This window comes from Methylocystis sp. IM3 (assembly GCF_038070105.1).
Taxonomy (GTDB): Bacteria; Pseudomonadota; Alphaproteobacteria; order Rhizobiales; family Beijerinckiaceae; genus Methylocystis.
Map to the genome: position 1 here is coordinate 3,164,352 of NZ_JBBPBZ010000002.1, position 16,842 is coordinate 3,181,193.

The 16,842-nt window shown below is 64.4% G+C and carries 14 protein-coding genes and 1 tRNA gene; 12 read left to right on the forward strand and 3 right to left on the reverse strand.

Annotated elements, in window-relative coordinates; all coding sequences use genetic code 11:
- Positions 1 to 32: 32 nt before the first annotated feature.
- Complete coding sequence (locus tag WOC76_RS17390; RefSeq protein ID WP_341105064.1) at positions 33 to 1,010, reverse strand: response regulator transcription factor; 978 nt, start codon at positions 1,008 to 1,010, stop codon at positions 33 to 35.
- 396 nt (positions 1,011 to 1,406) lie between these two features.
- Between WOC76_RS17390 and WOC76_RS17395 the strand changes: the two genes are divergently transcribed.
- The 6 genes from WOC76_RS17395 to WOC76_RS17420 all read left to right on the forward strand — a co-directional run bounded on the left by WOC76_RS17395 (position 1,407) and on the right by WOC76_RS17420 (position 8,514).
- Positions 1,407 to 1,922 carry a helix-turn-helix domain-containing protein gene (locus WOC76_RS17395; RefSeq protein WP_341105062.1) on the forward strand — a complete coding sequence of 172 codons (516 nt, stop codon included), beginning with the start codon at positions 1,407 to 1,409 and terminating at the stop codon, positions 1,920 to 1,922.
- 203 nt (positions 1,923 to 2,125) lie between these two features.
- On the forward strand, positions 2,126 to 3,343 hold the full coding sequence (locus tag WOC76_RS17400) for a 6-phosphofructokinase (protein WP_341105060.1): 1,218 nt from the start codon (positions 2,126 to 2,128) through the stop codon (positions 3,341 to 3,343).
- A gap of 285 nt (positions 3,344 to 3,628) precedes the next feature.
- Complete coding sequence (clpX, locus tag WOC76_RS17405) at positions 3,629 to 4,894, forward strand: ATP-dependent Clp protease ATP-binding subunit ClpX (RefSeq protein ID WP_341389167.1); 1,266 nt, start codon at positions 3,629 to 3,631, stop codon at positions 4,892 to 4,894.
- A gap of 298 nt (positions 4,895 to 5,192) precedes the next feature.
- Positions 5,193 to 7,619, forward strand: a complete 2,427-nt coding sequence (gene lon, locus WOC76_RS17410) for an endopeptidase La (RefSeq protein WP_341105058.1) — start codon at positions 5,193 to 5,195, stop codon at positions 7,617 to 7,619.
- Between the two features lie 288 nt (positions 7,620 to 7,907).
- Positions 7,908 to 8,183, forward strand: a complete 276-nt coding sequence (locus tag WOC76_RS17415) for an HU family DNA-binding protein (RefSeq protein ID WP_341105057.1) — start codon at positions 7,908 to 7,910, stop codon at positions 8,181 to 8,183.
- Between the two features lie 255 nt (positions 8,184 to 8,438).
- A tRNA-Val gene (locus WOC76_RS17420) sits at positions 8,439 to 8,514 on the forward strand.
- Positions 8,515 to 8,620: 106 nt separating this feature from the next.
- Here the strand turns inward: WOC76_RS17420 and WOC76_RS17425 are convergent.
- A complete protein-coding gene (locus WOC76_RS17425) occupies positions 8,621 to 8,956 on the reverse strand; it encodes a hypothetical protein (RefSeq protein WP_341389170.1) in 336 nt (111 codons plus the stop codon).
- 297 nt (positions 8,957 to 9,253) lie between these two features.
- Here WOC76_RS17425 and WOC76_RS17430 point away from each other — a divergent pair, with 297 nt between their 5' ends.
- The 5 genes from WOC76_RS17430 to modC all read left to right on the forward strand — a co-directional run bounded on the left by WOC76_RS17430 (position 9,254) and on the right by modC (position 14,218).
- Positions 9,254 to 9,931 carry a COG3904 family protein gene (locus WOC76_RS17430; RefSeq protein WP_341105054.1) on the forward strand — a complete coding sequence of 226 codons (678 nt, stop codon included), beginning with the start codon at positions 9,254 to 9,256 and terminating at the stop codon, positions 9,929 to 9,931.
- Between the two features lie 43 nt (positions 9,932 to 9,974).
- Positions 9,975 to 11,510, forward strand: coding sequence for an acyl-CoA carboxylase subunit beta (locus WOC76_RS17435; RefSeq protein WP_341105052.1), 1,536 nt, complete (start codon positions 9,975 to 9,977; stop codon positions 11,508 to 11,510).
- A 573-nt stretch (positions 11,511 to 12,083) separates the two neighbouring features.
- On the forward strand, positions 12,084 to 12,404 hold the full coding sequence (gene trxA, locus WOC76_RS17440) for a thioredoxin (RefSeq protein WP_341105050.1): 321 nt from the start codon (positions 12,084 to 12,086) through the stop codon (positions 12,402 to 12,404).
- Positions 12,405 to 12,455: 51 nt separating this feature from the next.
- A complete protein-coding gene (gene modB / locus WOC76_RS17445; protein WP_341105048.1) occupies positions 12,456 to 13,142 on the forward strand; it encodes a molybdate ABC transporter permease subunit in 687 nt (228 codons plus the stop codon).
- Entirely contained in the window at positions 13,139 to 14,218 is a 1,080-nt protein-coding gene (gene modC, locus WOC76_RS17450; RefSeq protein WP_341105046.1) for a molybdenum ABC transporter ATP-binding protein, read from the forward strand. The genes modB and modC overlap by 4 nt, the downstream gene beginning before the upstream one ends.
- On the opposite strand, the gene WOC76_RS17455 is transcribed toward modC, so the two are convergent.
- A complete protein-coding gene (locus WOC76_RS17455) occupies positions 14,213 to 15,511 on the reverse strand; it encodes an MgtC/SapB family protein (RefSeq protein WP_341105045.1) in 1,299 nt (432 codons plus the stop codon). The two genes, modC and WOC76_RS17455, sit on opposite strands and share 6 nt — an antisense overlap.
- 120 nt (positions 15,512 to 15,631) lie before the next feature.
- On the opposite strand from WOC76_RS17455, the gene WOC76_RS17460 reads away from it, so the two are divergent.
- Complete coding sequence (locus WOC76_RS17460; RefSeq protein WP_341105043.1) at positions 15,632 to 16,798, forward strand: aminotransferase class I/II-fold pyridoxal phosphate-dependent enzyme; 1,167 nt, start codon at positions 15,632 to 15,634, stop codon at positions 16,796 to 16,798.
- Positions 16,799 to 16,842: the final 44 nt, after the last annotated feature.

Here is a 16,842-nt window from a genome sequence, read left to right on the forward strand (position 1 = left end):
GAGCACCGAAGATTCGACACCGTTACCGACGCCTATTCAATTTCCGTTATATCAGCTGCCAGCATGTAGCCTCGTCCATTCGAGTTAAAAATTAGCTTGCCGTTGGTTGAATGCCGTTCCAGTTTGCGCCTTAGTCTGCTGACCTGCATGCGGAGCCTGGGTGAATTACTCGCGCCTCGAATATTATACAATTGTTTTTGAAGATCACGTGGCGACACATAAGCATTAACGTTTTTAATCAGACGCTGCAGCAACATGAGCTCTAATCCGGTAAAATTTATAGCAACGCCGTCTTTGGTCCTGAAATTAATTCCATCCCCGTCGTAGATTATGCCTGCAAATGCGTGCACCTTTCGCCCATTCTCTGCGCTCCCATCAAGTTGGTGATTGGCGTATTGTATTTGTCCAGTCCGATCCCTGCTCGGCGCCGAATTATTGTTTAAAATCCGTAGATGTCGCCTGAAGTTTGCATGGAGATGCGCAAGCAGCATTCTTGTTCTGCATGGCACTTTGATGTAATCATCAGCGCCGACTTCAAGAGCCAATATTTCTTCTGTTTCGTCTTCCGCGGCTGAGATGGCGATGATAGTCGCATCAGTTAATTCGCGCATTTTCCTCAAAATCTCAAGTTCGTCGCAACCCTCAATGTCGAGGTTGAGAATTATTATGTCTGGATCTTTTTCAGCTATAAAACGCAAATCTTCGGAGCCAGATGCTGTTGCATTGACTTCATACCCATGCTTTATGAGGCTCGACTGAACTTTCGCGCCAAAAGTAGAACCGCATTCCGCCAACAAAATGCTTTTCCGATTAAGGTCGCTTGCTGTGAGTATTTTGACCGATGGGCTTACCGCAGGCATTTCTATTTCCACTAAAAATGGGCGTCTTTCAAAGAACGCAACTTTGAACAACTGTGTGTAACATAATTTCGCCTTACACGCTAGAGCCAGTAACAGCGCCATTTTCGCGCCAGTCGCATCCACCTCTTTATTGAAACAAAGATAGACCACGACCAGCTATGTTTAACAGAACACAGACTTCAACTTCCGACATCTACCTGAGCGCAAAACAGCGATGCATATCGTAGCTATGGCGACAAAACAGCTGCCCATCATAAAGTCATGATTTTAGGTGAGATCTTATGCAGATAGCCCAAAAATCTCCCTACTCCAGCCGCATCAATGTCGTGTTACACGGCATGTGAAGCTGCACGTTAACCACAACATCTCCTCTACAGCGATCCGACAGCCGCTCTCGTCACATTGGCAGTCAATGCATCTCTGCGTGGTTGATCTGCCGCCATGTCGCGCCAACGCCGCTAATATGATAGGGTGCAACCGAGACTATCGCGCACGATCTATGAGGCGGCGCAGTTGAAGAGCTATGCAAATCGTGACAGCTAATTCATGCGCCTGATGGCGGGAAACGGGTCCGCAGCGCCGGCGAAGGCGCGAGAAGCCGCCACGACGGACGACGGCGCCACGGAGGATCTGGACGCCGCCGTCCACCGCATCCTGCGGGAGAGCAACGGGCTTTTCCATCTTCACGTCGTCGACTTCATGGCCGCGCATCTCGCCGACTGCTGCGCGGTCTTCAGCGATCTGCACGAGATGCAAGTCTTCACCGTGGTCGCGCAGCGCTATTTGCGGGACCGGGTTTCCCACGAGAACGGCGGCGCGCCGGAGCGGCGGGCCGTTTCGGCGAGCCGCATCGCCGCCCAGACCGGCATGTCGCGCGAAACGGTGCGGCGCAAGCTCGTCGCCCTCGAGGCGCGCGGCTGGATCGAGAAGACCGAGCGCGCGACCTGGCGCATGGCCATCTCCAACGGCCATGTGGACGTAGCGTCCAGCCTCGAGGATTTCACCAAGCGTGAGATACGCCGCATCGTCAGGCTCGGCCGGGCGATCCGGCCGCTGATCTAGGCGCAAGGTTTCCCCACGATTTCTCGTGGAAAAGACGCCCGATTGGTAATAAGAGTGCCGCGCGGCGAGCGCCCGCTACTTCATGCGAAGGACGGCGATTCATCCCGCCGGGCTCGCGCCGCCCGCCCCGGCCGTTCAAACCGCCGCCAACGCCGCCCGTCTCCGATGCGGCGAGTCAACCGGCGCCTCGACAGGAGCTTCGCGTGTCGTCCATCGATTTTTCCAAGGTCGTCGTCGCTCAGGGCGGCGGTCCCACCGCCGTGATCAACCAGTCGCTGGTCGGCGCCGTTCTCGAATCCCGCAAGTTCCGCGAAGTCGAGCGCGTTTACGGCGCCTTCCACGGCGTGCGCGGCATCGTCAACGAGGAGTTCGTGGACCTCACCCAGGAGACCACGCACAATCTGGAGCTCGTGGCCTGCACCCCCTCCTCGGCGCTCGGCTCCACCCGCGACAAGCCCGATCTGAAATACTGCCAGGAAATCTTCAAGGTGCTGCGCGCCCATGGCGTCGGCTGCTTCTTCTACATCGGTGGCAATGATTCGTCGGACACCGTCCGCATCGTCTCGGAGGAGGCCCGCAACGCCAATTATCCGCTGCGGGCCGTCCATATCCCCAAGACCATCGACAACGACCTGATGGTCAATGACCACACGCCGGGCTTCCCCTCGGCCGCGCGCTGGGTGGCGCAGGCCTTCGCCGGCGCCAATCTCGACAATTGGGCGCTGCCGGGCGTCTATATCGCGGTCGTCATGGGCCGGCACGCCGGCTTCCTCACCGCCGCCTCGGCGCTCGGCAAGAAGTTCCCCGACGACGGCCCCCATCTCATCTATCTCCCCGAACGCGCCTTCAGCATCGACAAGTTCCTGGCCGACGTGAAGGCGACCATGGACAAATACGGCCGCTGCGTCGTCGCCGTGTCCGAAGGCATAAGCGACGAAAAGCATGTGCCGATCGCCGAAAAGCTCGCCAAAAAGGTGGAGCGCGACGCCCATGGCAACGTCCATCTCGGTGGCGGCGCGCTGGCGGACGAACTGACCCAGCTCGTCAAGGAAAAGCTCGGCTTCAAGCGCGTCCGGGCGGATACTTTCGGCTATGTCCAGCGCAGCTTCGTGGGCTGCGTCTCGGACGTGGACCAGCGCGAGGCCCGCGAAGTGGGCGAGAAGGCCGTCCAATATGCGCTTTGGGGAGATCGCGACGGCTCCGTGACGATCCACCGCACGGGCTTTTATTCGGTCGACTATCAGCTCACGCCCCTTGAACAAATCGCGGCGAAAACAAAAGTCATGCCCGATGAATTCATCAGCCCGTGCGGCACGGACGTAACGGACGCTTTCAGAATGTATCTGCGGCCGCTTCTGGGGAGCGGCATGCCGGACGCCTTCCGGCTGCGCCTCAACCGGGTGCCGAAGATTCTTGGCTGACCGGGCGCGCCCGGAAAACGGCCGCCCGGCGGGGTTTCGAGCTTGCGCTCGCCGCCAGATTGCGGAAAGGTTGCAAATTCGGGCGGGCCTAAAATAGACTAGGCGCTTGCGCGGGGGAGCGAGCGGCCCGCGCGGGGTTTTGGGCGCGCCCCGGCGGGGCCGCCCATTTCGGACCGGCAGGGGTGGGGGAACGTCGAGGGGCGCTTTCCACCTTTTGTTAGGCCCAAGCCGGTATCACATGTTTGGATCGATTCGCCCGGCGGATTGATTCATCAGGAGAAAATCATGAGCAAAGTCGGCGGCGGCGATTCCAAGAATACGCTTTACTGCTCGTTTTGCGGCAAGAGCCAGCACGAAGTTCGCAAGCTGATCGCCGGCCCCACGGTCTTCATTTGCGACGAATGCGTCGAACTCTGCATGGACATCATCCGCGAGGAGAACAAATCCTCGCTGGTCAAGCAGCGCGACGGCATTCCCACTCCGCGCGAAATCTGCAAGGTCCTCGACGACTATGTCATCGGCCAGGCGCAGGCGAAGCGCGTGCTCTCGGTCGCGGTCCACAACCATTACAAGCGCCTCAACCACGCGACCAAGCACGGGGACGTGGAGCTCGCCAAGTCGAACATCCTGCTGATCGGCCCCACGGGCGTCGGCAAGACCATGCTGGCCCAGACGTTGGCCCGCATTCTGGACGTGCCCTTCACCATGGCCGACGCCACGACCCTCACCGAGGCGGGCTATGTCGGCGAGGATGTGGAAAACATCATCCTGAAGCTGCTCCAGGCCTCCGACTACAATGTCGAGCGCGCCCAGCGCGGCATCGTCTATGTCGACGAGATCGACAAAATTTCGCGCAAGAGCGACAATCCTTCGATCACCCGCGACGTGTCGGGCGAGGGCGTGCAGCAGGCGCTGCTCAAGATCATGGAAGGCACAGTGGCCTCCGTACCGCCGCAGGGCGGCCGCAAGCACCCCCAGCAGGAGTTTCTGCAGGTCGACACGACCAACATCCTCTTCATTTGCGGCGGCGCCTTCGCCGGGCTCGAGAAGATCATTTCCGCGCGGGGACGGTCGACTTCGATCGGCTTCGGCGCCAATGTCCAGGCTCCCGACGAGCGCCGCACGGGCGACATCTTCCGCCAGGTGCAGCCCGAAGATCTGTTGAAATTCGGCCTCATCCCCGAGTTCGTCGGCCGTCTGCCGGTGATCGCGACGCTCGAGGACCTCGACGAAGAGGCTCTGAAGAAGATCCTCACCGAGCCCAAGAACGCGCTGGTCAAGCAGTATCAGCGCCTCTTCGAGATGGAGAATGTCGAGCTGACGTTCCAGGACGACGCACTCTCCTCCGTCGCCCGCAAGGCGATCGAGCGCCACACCGGCGCGCGCGGCCTGCGCTCCATCATGGAGGGCATCCTGCTCGACACCATGTTCGAATTGCCCGGCCTCGAGGGCGTCGAGCAGGTGGTGATCGGGCCGGAAGTCGTGGAAGGCAAGGCGCGGCCGTTGTACATCTACGCCGAGCGCAACGAAAAAAGCGGCGCGAGCGCGTAAAGTCGCGCGCGCCGCGGCGATTTCAGACGAACAGGCCGCGATTTGCGGCCAATCGCCGTCCTTGAATCAGTTGTTCGCGTATCCCATTTCCTGCGTTAACGGGGCCGTTTGGGCTTGAACGCCGCAGCCTCATCGATGGCGCATGGACGAAAGAGCGAACGTCCAGGCGGCCAGGGTCTGACTAGGGATCGCCGGTCGAATTTGACGGCCTACGTCTTGCTAGTTTCGACGCATACTGATCGCTCGCTTTTTCGCATCGCCGCCGAGCGGGGTGCGCAGACGAAAGCAGGACACGAAGATGAGTAACGAAAAGCGCGAAGCCATTACGCCGGGGTCGGTCGAAAGCTATCCCGTCCTTCCCCTGCGCGACATCGTCGTGTTTCCGCACATGATCGTGCCGCTCTTCGTCGCGCGGGAGAAGTCGATCCGCGCGCTCGAGGAAGTCACCAAGAGCGACCGTCTGATTCTTCTCGCCACACAGAAGAACGCCGGCGACGACGATCCGGCGACGGACGCCATCTATTCCATCGGCACGCTCGCCTCCGTGCTCCAGCTTCTCAAGCTGCCCGACGGCACCGTCAAGGTGCTGGTCGAGGGCGTGGCCCGCGCCGCCGTGCGCGATTACACGCGCGCCGATGATTTCTATGAGGCGGAAGCCGAGGCGCTCGCCGACGACGCCGGCTCGCCGGTCGAGGTCGAGGCGCTGGGTCGCTCGGTCGTTTCGGAATTCGAAAGCTATGTGAAGCTCAACAAGCGGGTCTCCTCGGAGATCGTCGGCGCGGTGACGCAGATCGACGACCCCTCGAAGCTCGCCGACACGGTCGCCTCGCATCTCTCGGTCAAGATCCCCGACAAGCAGGACGTTCTGGAGACGCTGAACGTCGCCAGGCGGCTGGAGAAGTGCCTGTCGCTGATGGAGAGCGAAATCTCGGTCCTTCAGGTCGAGAAGCGCATCCGCACGCGCGTCAAGCGCCAGATGGAGAAGACCCAGCGCGAGTACTATCTCAACGAGCAGATGAAGGCGATCCAGAAGGAGCTGGGCGACGAGGACGGCAAGGACGATCTCGCCGAGCTCGAGGAGCGCATCAAGAACACCAAGCTGTCGAAGGAGGCCCGCGACAAGGCGGTCGCCGAGTTCAAGAAGCTGCGGCAGATGTCGCCCATGTCGGCGGAAGCGACCGTCGTGCGCAACTACCTCGACTGGATTCTCTCGATCCCGTGGGGCAAGCGCTCGCGGGTGAAGCGCGATCTCCAGCAGGCCGAGGAGGTGCTCGACGCCGAGCATTTCGGCCTGGAGAAGGTCAAGGAGCGCATCCTCGAATATCTCGCCGTGCAGAGCCGCGCCAACAAGCTCACCGGCCCGATCCTGTGCCTCGTCGGCCCGCCCGGCGTCGGTAAGACCTCGCTCGGCAAGTCGATCGCAAAGGCGACGGGCCGTGAGTTCGTGCGCATGTCCTTGGGCGGCGTGCGCGACGAGGCCGAGATCCGTGGCCACCGGCGCACCTATATCGGCTCGATGCCCGGCAAGATCATCCAGTCGATGCGCAAGGCGAAGTCGTCGAACCCGCTCTTCCTGCTCGACGAGATCGACAAGATGGGCATGGACTTCCGCGGCGACCCCTCCTCCGCGCTGCTGGAGGTTCTGGACCCCGAGCAGAACCAGACCTTCAACGACCATTACCTCGAGGTCGATTACGACCTGTCGAATGTGATGTTCGTCACGACGGCCAACACGCTCAACATTCCGGCGCCTCTGATGGACCGCATGGAGATCATCCGCATCGCCGGCTACACCGAGGCCGAGAAGCTGGAGATCGCCCGCAAGCATCTGATCCCCAGCGCCGTCCACAAGCACGGGCTCGCGCCCGAGGAATGGATGGTGACCGAGGACGGACTGCTCGAACTCATCCGGCGCTACACCCGCGAGGCGGGCGTGCGCAATCTGGAGCGCGAGGTCTCCAATCTCGCCCGCAAGGCGGTCAAGGAGATCCTGCTCAAGAAGACCGAGAAGATCGTCGTCACCGCCGAGAACATCTCCGACTATCTCGGCGTGCCGAAGTTCCGCTTCGGCCAGGCCGAGCTCGAGGATCAGGTGGGCGTCGTCACCGGCCTCGCCTGGACGGAGGTCGGCGGCGAGCTGCTGACGATCGAAGGCGTGATGATGCCCGGCAAGGGCAAGATGACGGTCACGGGCAATCTGCGCGACGTGATGAAGGAGTCGATCTCCGCGGCCGCGTCCTATGTGCGCTCGCGGGCGGTGGATTTCGGCGTCGAGCCGCCGCTCTTCGACCGCCGCGACATCCATGTGCACGTGCCGGAAGGCGCGACGCCGAAGGACGGTCCCTCGGCGGGCGTGGCCATGGCGACCGCGATCGTCTCGATCGTCACCGGCATTCCGGTGCGCAAGGACATCGCCATGACCGGCGAGATCACGCTGCGCGGCCGCGTGCTGCCGATCGGCGGCCTGAAGGAGAAGCTGCTCGCGGCGCTGCGCGGCGGCATCAAGAAGGTGCTGATCCCGGAGGAGAACGCCAAGGACCTCGCCGAGATCCCAGACGCCGTGAAGAACGGCCTCGAAATCGTGCCGGTGGCGCGCATGGAGGAAGTGCTCCAGCACGCCCTCGTCTCCCAGCCGACGCCGATCGTCTGGGAAGAGGACGCCTCCGCCCTCTCCAAGCGGACCGCCGCCCTGGCCGAGGACGACACGGGCGTCCGCGCCCACTGAGGCAAGCGGCCGCAGGCCAGAAGAGCCCCGTCCGTCGGACGGGGCTTTTTCGCGCGCGCGCGCGGCGGAAAATCCTCGGGAACGTCATATTTTCGCAGCTTTTTCGCAGCGCACCCGGCGATTTCCCCCGGTTTTCCGGCATTTTTTGAAGGGCGGGGCGGTGAACGCCTTGCTTTTCCTTGAATTCAGCACCAACACTCGCCGTCGCTGCGCGCCGACGATTCGAGATTGCCGGTTGAAAAGCGTTTGATCGCCGGCCTCCCAGCGCGTCAATAAAAGGAATAGGCCATGAACAAGTTGGAACTGGTCGAGCATGTCGCGGCCGAGACGGAGACGTCCAAGGCGGCGGCTGCGGCGGCTGTCGACGCCGTCCTCGAGGGCATCACCAATGCGCTCAAGAACGGCGACGAAGTGCGCCTCGTCGGCTTTGGCACCTTTTCTGTCAAGGAGCGCGCTGCCGGCAAGGGCCGCAATCCTGCGACCGGCGACGAAATCGATATTCCGGCCTCGAAGAGCGCCCGCTTCAAGCCCGGCGCCGCGCTGAAGGGCGAGCTGAACAAGTAGAAAGACCACGGCTTTCGTTTTACGGGCACGGCCGCCGGGCGATCTCGGCGGCCGTTCCGCCGTCAGCGGCGCTTCGGCGCTCGCCATATGGGCGCTTCAGCGCTTTCCATAAGGGCGCTTCGGCGCTTGCCATTGGCGCTCGCCCTCTTTAAAACCCTGCCGCCGCCTCGTCGAAGCGCAGCCGCCCGCATGGTCGCGCGGGCGGGAGAGAAAGGCCGCCGGCCTTTCAGATTCATTGCTTCGACGAAGCGCGCCGGGCGGTTAGCTCAGCTGGTAGAGCATCTCGTTTACACCGAGAATGTCGGGAGTTCGAACCTCTCACCGCCCACCATCGACATCCGACGCTTGCTTCTAGCGCGGCGCTTTCCGCCGAAGCGGGAGCCGGTTCGGCGGTAGACAGCGCGACGGAACAATAAGCTGGAGCCTCGGAAAAGACTCTAGCAGACCCGCTCGAAGTCCCAGTCCCGATCATTGTAGACATAGCACGGATCGCCCCCGTAGGTGCGCACCCCGTCGCTCCAATAGCCATAGGTCGCGCCCAGCAGCGCGGCGCCGAAGGCCGCGGCGGAGGATGCGCCCGCGGCGGACACCTGTGGGCCCCCGCCGAGATAGGCTTGTCGATAACCGGCGACATAGCCATTCCGGTATCCGACATGGAAGCCGCGATGGTAGGCGTTTTTGCCATGCGCGGCGCCGGCGCGCGCCGCCGCTTCGGGGAGCGGCGCGGCGATGGCCGCGAGGAGCGCCGTCGCCTGCAAGATTTTTTTGAGCATAGCTTTCTCCCGCCACAGGCCATTTTGCAAAAACATGGCTCTTTTCAAGGGGGGCTGTCCAGCCCCCCGGAAGGGGAGCGCCGGGCTGTCGGGCGGAAGATCGTCGGCCATCGTCCCGGAGGCTCCGGATGGCTTGACGCGCCCGCTCGAGGCCCGTAGCGCTGCGGGGGTTGGTCGGTTGCGCGAAACTGCGGTAAAGAGCGCCCGCTTTTCGCGGCGCCGTGCGAAAGTCCTTTGCCGCGCGCAGACGAGCAATTAGGCTTGAGATCCGTTCGGATTCACGAGGCGTCCGCAATCATGACGAGACTGAGGTTCCTGGCTCTGTGCGCATTCGGCCTTCTGGCTCAGGCGGGCCTCGTCGCCGCTCCCGCGCGGGCCGAGGAAATGAGCTTCCGCCTGGTCGGCGCCACTGGCGGAAATTGCGGCGCGCGCTGCCCGCAGATGATCGCCGCGCAGGGCGAGATCGGGGAAGGGACGCCGGACGCCTTCGTGAACTTCGTGCGCGAGAATGTCGGCTCGGGAAATCTGCACGGCATTCTGCTTCTCGACTCGCCCGGCGGCAAGGTCGTGGCCTCCATGGAGCTCGGCCAGGCGCTCCGCCGGCTCGGCATGGCGGTGATCGTGGCGCGCCCGGCGGCGCAGTCGGGGGATTCCGTGGCGCTCGTCTCGGGGCGCTGCTACTCCGCCTGCGTCTATGCGCTGATGGGCGGCAAGCGGCGGGTGATTCCGCCCGAAAGCCGCGTTGGCATTCACCGCATGTTCAATTATTCCACGAGCTTCGATTTTTCCGAGGGTCTCGTGAAGGAACGCAATTACGACGACGGCGGCATGCGCGAGATGCTCTCGCATTACGCCAGCGGCATGGGGGTTTCCCCGGAACTCGTCAATCTCGCGGAACGCACCTCGCCGGATCAGCTCTACATGCTGAGCGGCAAGGACATCGCGCGCTGGCGGCTCGGGTCGCGCAAGCTCTAAGAGAAGCGCAGCAAAAAACGAGAGAACAGAAGCAGGGCTGGACATGAAACATATTCTCGATGGCCTCGAACAGCGCCGCGCCTCGGCGCGCCTCGGCGGCGGCCACAAGCGCATCGACGCACAGCACGCGCGCGGCAAGCTCACGGCGCGCGAGCGCATCGAACTTCTCCTCGACCAGGGCTCCTTCGAGGAGTTCGACATGTTCGTGACGCATCGCTGCACGGACTTCGGCATGGATCAGGGCGAGAAGACCTCGGGCGACGGCGTCGTCACCGGCTGGGGGACGGTCAACGGCCGCGCGGTCTTCGTCTTCGCCAAGGACTTCACCGTCTTCGGCGGCTCTCTATCCGAGACGCATGCGCAGAAGATCATCAAGCTTCAGGACATGGCGCTGAAGAATCGCGCGCCGATCATCGGCATCTTCGACGCCGGCGGCGCGCGCATCCAGGAGGGCGTCGCGGCGCTCGGCGGCTATGGCGAGGTGTTCCAGCGCAATGTGCTGTCGTCCGGGGTCATTCCGCAGATTTCCGTGATCATGGGCCCCTGCGCCGGCGGCGACGTCTATTCGCCCTCGATGACCGATTTCATCTTCATGGTCCGCGACACGAGCTACATGTTCGTCACCGGCCCGGACGTGGTGAAGACCGTCACCAATGAAACCGTGACGGCGGAGGAACTCGGCGGCGCCTCGGTGCACACGACCAAGAGCTCCATCGCCGACCGCGCCTATGACAATGACGTCGAGGCGCTCCTCCAGATGCGCCGGCTCATCGACTTCCTGCCCTCCTCCAACACGGAGGAGCCGCCGGAGTGGCCGAGCTTCGACGACGTCGACCGTCTCGACACGTCCCTCGATAGGCTCATCCCGGACAATCCGAACAAGCCCTATGACATGAAGGAGCTGATCTCGAAGATCGTCGACGAGGGCGACTTCTTCGAGATTCAGGAGGCGCACGCCAGAAACATCGTCGTCGGCTTCGGCCGCGTCGAGGGCCGCACGGTCGGCTTCGTCGCAAATCAGCCGATGGTGCTCGCGGGCGTTCTCGACATCGACGCCTCCAAGAAGGCGGCGCGTTTCGTTCGCTTCTGCGACTGCTTCAACATCCCGATCGTCACGCTCGTCGACGTTCCGGGCTTCCTGCCGGGCACGGCGCAGGAATATGGCGGCCTCATCAAGCACGGCGCCAAGCTGCTCTTCGCCTATGCGGAAGCGACCGTGCCGAAAGTGACGGTCATCACCCGCAAGGCTTTCGGCGGCGCCTATGACGTCATGAGCTCCAAACATCTGCGCGGCGATGTGAACTACGCCTGGCCGACGGCGCAGATCGCCGTGATGGGCGCCAAGGGCGCCGTCGAGATCATCTTCCGCGCCGACCTCGGCGACCCGGAGAAGATCGCGCAGCGCACGAAGGAATATGAGGACCGCTTCCTCTCGCCCTTCGTCGCGGCGGAGCGCGGCTATATCGACGAAGTGATCATGCCGCATTCGACGCGTCGGCGAATCGCGCGCGCGCTGGCGCTGTTGCGTCACAAGGAGCTGGAGAATCCCTGGAAGAAGCACGACAACATTCCGCTGTGACGGCGAGTTGTCACAACTTCTGGTAAGTTGAATTGGCGCGGCCTATCGCCGCGCCATTTTCATTTTGTGCCCTTTTGGAACGGCGTCCTGCTACCCTGCCCAAACGCCGGGCGCCCTTTTCGAAATTTCGACAGACTGCTCGATTTTCGGATGACAGACTTTCGGTTTTGGCATAATGTCCCCCTCGCCAAGTTGGTTGGGTAAGCCTAAGCGTTTAAAGCGTTTAGCTTTCTGTTCCCAGCAACGGTCCAAGTCGGGGAGGACGCCGGAGAAAACGCAGCTTGCGAGGGTTCGAGAGACGAGCCGAGGCAAGCGGTTATCGGAGCGCAAAGACTTCGAGGCCAGGCGTGGATTCCGGTTAAAGGACAGGGTGCCAAAGAGTGGGGTGCGGCCCGGCCGTCCCCGCTCTTTGTGTTTGAGGGGGCATTATAGAATTTCCCTCTCGCGCCATAGGCGCCACGCCCGCTCCGCCTCGGACCGCTGCTTGACGCGCGGTTGGCCCGTTCCTACGTTTCCATCTCGAATCCTCACCTGTCCGCCATACCTGTCCTGGCCCGCAACGAAAGCGCTCTCATGTCCACGCAGAAAATTACCGACGCCACTTTCGAGCAGGAAGTCCTGAAATCCGCCGAGCCCGTCGTCGTCGATTTCTGGGCCGAGTGGTGCGGCCCCTGCCGCATGATCGCCCCCGCGCTCGAGGAGATCGCGGCCGAGATGAAGGGCAAGGTCAAGATCGTCAAGCTCAACATCGATGAGAATCCTGCTGTCGCCGGCACGCTGGGCATCCGCTCGATCCCGACGCTCATTCTGTTCAAGGACGGCAAGGCCGCCGCGCAGAAGGTCGGCGCCGCGCCGAAGGGCGAGTTGACGCGCTGGATCTCCGCCGCCGTCTGAACCAATCTTGCGAGGGCCGGATAAGCGCCCCGCGAAGCGAATGGCGGCGTTGTGCTCGACCTGACGTCGGAAGATCTCGTCGCCATCGGATTGAGCGTAAAGGTCGCGACCGTGGCGGTCGCGGCCTCTCTCCCCGTCGCCGTCTTCGTGGGCTATGCGCTGGCGCGCTGGCGCTTTCCGGGCCGCGCGGCGCTCAACGCCGCTGTCCACCTGCCTCTCGTCATGCCGCCGGTCGTCACCGGCTTTGCGCTGCTGCTGCTGTTCGGGCGGCGTGGTCCCATCGGCGCCTTTCTCGCCGACCATTTGGGCCTCGTCTTCGCCTTCCGCTGGACGGGCGCGGCGCTCGCGGCCGCTGTGATGAGCTTCCCGCTGATGGTGCGGCCGGTGCGGCTCGCCTTCGAGACCGTCGATCCGCGCCTGACCGCCGCCGCTCGCTCGCTCGGCGCGAGCCCCCTGTGGAGCTTCGCGCTCATCGACTTTCCTCTCGCCGCCAATGGCGTGCTGGTCGGCGCGATTCTCGGCTTCGCCAAGGCGCTCGGCGAATTCGGCGCGACGATCACCTTCGTCTCCAGCATTCCGGGCGAAACGCGCACCATCCCCGCCGCCATCTATGCGCTGCTCCAGACGCCCGACGGCGACGCCTCGGCGCTGCGACTCGCCGCCATTGCGGCGGCGATCGCCGTCGGGGCGCTGCTCGCTTCTGAAGCGTTGCAGTCGCGACTCGGTCCGCCGAGATGATCTCCCTCGACCTGCGCTTCCGGCGCCCCGGCTTCGACCTCGCCTGCGCCTTCGAGAGCCGCGCGCGGGCGCTGGCGCTGCACGGCCCCTCGGGCGCCGGCAAATCCACGCTCGCCCATCTCATCGCCGGCGTCCTGCGCCCGGATGAGGGCTCGATCGTCGTCGAGGGGGTCACGCTCGTCGATACGGCGCGCCGTGTCTTTCTGCCGCCCGAGAGGCGGCGCATCGGCGTGGTGTTTCAGGACGCCCTGCTGTTTCCGCATCTGAGCGTGCGGACAAACATCCTCTTTGGCCGGTTCTTCACGCCGAGGGCCGAGCGCCAGGCTCCTTACGAGGCGATCGTGGAGACGCTCGGCGTCGGCCCGCTCCTCGAGAGGCGTCCCGCGACGCTCTCGGGCGGCGAGCGCCAACGCGTGGGGCTGGCGCGGGCGCTTCTCTCCTCGCCGCGGCTGCTGTTGATGGACGAGCCCATGGCGGCGCTCGACCATGCGCGGCGCCAGGAAATCATGGGCCTGATCGAAAAGCTGCGCGACGCCTTCGATACGCCGATCGTCTTCGTCTCCCATTCCGCCGAGGAAATCGCCCGGCTCGCGGACGAGGCGGTGATCATCGACCGCGGCCGCGTCGTCGCCCAGGGTCCGCCGCTCGACGTTCTGCCTGGCGCAAGCCGCCTGATCGAGGGCGGGCGCTTCGGGCTCGTGAATTCGCTCGAAGCCGGCGTCGCAGCGGTCGATGCGGCCTATGGCGTCACCCGCCTCGCCCATCCGGCGGGAGAAATTCTCGTGACTGCGCGGCTCAGCCAGATGCGCACGGCCCGCGTCGCCATTCGGGCGACGGATGTGGCGCTGGCGAAATCCCGGCCCGCCGACACCAGCGTGCGCACCATTCTGCGGGGGCGCATCGCGCGGATCGACGCCGGCGACGGCGCCCTCGCCTTCGTCACGCTGCAACTCGTCGGCGGCGACAGGCTCGTCGCCGCTGTCACGCGTCTGGCGCTCGACGACCTCGGGTTGCAGAGCGGGGCTGAAGTCTTTGCGCTCGTCAAGGCCGTCGCGCTCGACGAACGCGCGCTATAGGCCGGCAGGCGCAGGGACGAAGGCGAGCGCCGCCGCGCCGGCGCCGAGCGCCAGAATCGAAGCGACGGCGAGCCTGAGCCCCATGGCCGCGCCACCCAGAAACCAGGCGATCCCGACCTTGGTCGCGGTATTGCTCAGGACGGCGATGAGCACGGTAAGGGAGGCGGCGGTCCAGCCGATCTCCTGCGCGCCATGCCGCGCCATGGACAGCGAAATGGCGTCGACGTCGGCGAGGCCAGACACGACCGCCAGCGCATAGACGCCCGAACTGCCCGCGACTCTGGTGAGGACCTTGGAAAGGACCATCACGGCGGCGAGAAGCGCGCCGAATTTCAGCACCGCCGGCAGATCGAGCGGATTCCCCGAGGCCGCGGGGTTGCGCGCCCTGTCCTCCGGACTCGCGCCGCGTCCGATGAGCAGCGCCCCGGCCAGCAGATAGACGAGGCCGATCGCGATCAGCGGCGCCGCAAGGCGCAGGGCCAAGCCGGGATTGACCACGCCGAGAATGGCGAGCACGCGCGGCCCCATGACGGCGTTGGCGAAAAGAGCGCCCGCGGCGAGCACGCCCGCCGCGCCCGGATTTTCATCCGCGAGACGCGCCATGGCCGCCGTCGTCGCCGTCGAGGAGGCGAGCCCGCCCGCCAGCCCCGCGACCGCGATCCCGCGCCGGTAGCCCACGACCTTCACGGCGAGATAGCCGCAGAAGGAGACAGCGGCGATCAACACCGTCATCAGCCACAACTCATGAGGATTGACCGCGCCCCAGCGGTCGATGTCGCGGTCGGGCAGAACGGGCAGGAGAATGAAGCTCATGACCAGCAGCACGAGGCCCGAGCGCAATTCCTCCCAGGTGAGCTTCTGCACCCATTCGTGCAACAGGCCCTTCGCAGCCAGCAGGGTCGTGGCCGCCACGGCGCCCGCCGCCGCCGCCGCCTCGTCGCCGACGATCGCATAGGCGCCGAGCCCATAGGCGAGCATCATGGCGACGACGGAGGTGGCGCCGAAGGTCTTGTCGTGTTCCGTCTCGCGGAAGCGGAAGACCGCCATCGCCGCGCCGAAAAGCACAAAGGAGAGCCCGAGCGCCATCGCGCCGCCATCCCGCGAGAACTGGAGGGCGATGGCCCCCCAGACGCCGCCGAGCAAAGCGGCGAGGCCATGGGTTCGAACGCCCGCCGTGCGCTCGCCCTCCTGCTCGGCGCGCGCGCCCCACCCGCGTTCGAGACCGATGAGCAGGCCGATGGCCAACGCATAGGCCAGGCGCCGAATGATTTCAGCCGCGCCCATCTCATACATTTCCAAAAGCCTTCCGCTCGGCGCGATGCAAACACTCGCATGGAAAATCGAGGCGCCTTAGAGAGTTTCACTAGCGCAAAATCCTTATCAACCGCCGCCCCGCAACCGAAAGGTCGAAAAATGTCGCGCCTGCGCCCGTCACGCCGATCCGCCGTCGCCCCCTTCATGGCGATGGAGACCCTGCGCGAGGCGCGGAGCCTGGAGCGGGCGGGCCGGCGCATCATCCATATGGAGCTTGGCGAACCTGGCGCGCCGGTTCCCCGGCGCGTGCGCGCCGCCGCCGAATCGGCGCTCGCCTCCGGGGGCCTCGGCTACGGGGAAGCCATGGGCGACGCGGCGCTTCGGGACAAAATCGCGCGCCATTACCTGACGCGCTATGGCGTCGAGATCGCGCCCGATCGGGTGATCGTGACGACGGGCTCGTCGGGGGCCTTCATGCTGACGCTGATCGCCGCCTTCGATCCCGGCGCGCGCATCGCCGTCACGGCGCCGGGCTATCCGGCCTACGCCAATCTCCTGTCCTCTCTCGGCCTCGAAGCGGCGCCCCTGCCCGTCGGCGAGGCGACCCGCTTCGCGCCGACGGCCGCGATGCTCGAGGCCGCGCATCGCGAGAGGCCCCTCGGCGGCGCGCTGCTGATGAGCCCCGCCAATCCGACGGGCGCCATGATCGACGCCGGGGAGCTGTCCCGCATCTGCGCCTTTTGCGAGGAGGCGGGGATCGTCTTCATTTCGGATGAAATCTACCACGGGCTCGAATATGCGGCGCCCGCCGAGACCGCCCTGCGCTTCTCGCCCCGCGCGATCGTCATCAACTCCTTCTCGAAATATTACGCCATGACCGGCTGGCGGCTCGGCTGGCTCGTCGCGCCCGAGGAACTGGTGCGGCCGCTGGAGCGTCTCCAGCAGTCGCTGGCGATCTGCGCGCCGACCATCTCGCAGCGCGCGGCGCTCGCCGCATTCGACGCGACCGAGGAGCTCGAAGAAAACCGCGCGGCCTATGCGCGCAACCGCGCGCTCTTGATGGAGCGCCTGCCGTGGATGGGGCTCGACCGCTTCGCGCCGCCCGACGGGGCCTTCTACATTTATGCGGATGTGTCGGCCTTCACGCGAGATTCGATGGATTTTTGCGCGCGTTTGCTCACCGAGGCGGGCGTCGCAGCGACGCCGGGCGTCGATTTCGACCCGCGCGGCGGCGCGACCAGCGTGCGTTTCTCCTACGCCGGCGCGGAGCTCGATGTGGCGGAAGGCGTCGCGCGGCTCGGCGATTGGCTATCGCGCGCGAAGTAAAAGAAAGCCCGGTCCGACGACGCCGGACCGGGCTGCTTTCTCGA

Bases quoted from the DNA above. Each gene is read 5' to 3' on its own strand.
- WOC76_RS17395 (WP_341105062.1), top strand. From the start codon at position 1,407: ATGCGCCTGATGGCGGGAAACGGGTCCGCAGCGCCGGCGAAGGCGCGA.
- clpX (WP_341389167.1), top strand. From the start codon at position 3,629: ATGAGCAAAGTCGGCGGCGGCGATTCCAAGAATACGCTTTACTGCTCG.
- lon (WP_341105058.1), top strand. From the start codon at position 5,193: ATGAGTAACGAAAAGCGCGAAGCCATTACGCCGGGGTCGGTCGAAAGC.
- WOC76_RS17415 (WP_341105057.1), top strand. From the start codon at position 7,908: ATGAACAAGTTGGAACTGGTCGAGCATGTCGCGGCCGAGACGGAGACG.
- WOC76_RS17425 (WP_341389170.1), bottom strand. From the start codon at position 8,956: ATGCTCAAAAAAATCTTGCAGGCGACGGCGCTCCTCGCGGCCATCGCC.
- WOC76_RS17430 (WP_341105054.1), top strand. From the start codon at position 9,254: ATGACGAGACTGAGGTTCCTGGCTCTGTGCGCATTCGGCCTTCTGGCT.
- WOC76_RS17435 (WP_341105052.1), top strand. From the start codon at position 9,975: ATGAAACATATTCTCGATGGCCTCGAACAGCGCCGCGCCTCGGCGCGC.
- trxA (WP_341105050.1), top strand. From the start codon at position 12,084: ATGTCCACGCAGAAAATTACCGACGCCACTTTCGAGCAGGAAGTCCTG.
- modC (WP_341105046.1), top strand. From the start codon at position 13,139: ATGATCTCCCTCGACCTGCGCTTCCGGCGCCCCGGCTTCGACCTCGCC.
- WOC76_RS17455 (WP_341105045.1), bottom strand. From the start codon at position 15,511: ATGTATGAGATGGGCGCGGCTGAAATCATTCGGCGCCTGGCCTATGCG.
- WOC76_RS17460 (WP_341105043.1), top strand. From the start codon at position 15,632: ATGTCGCGCCTGCGCCCGTCACGCCGATCCGCCGTCGCCCCCTTCATG.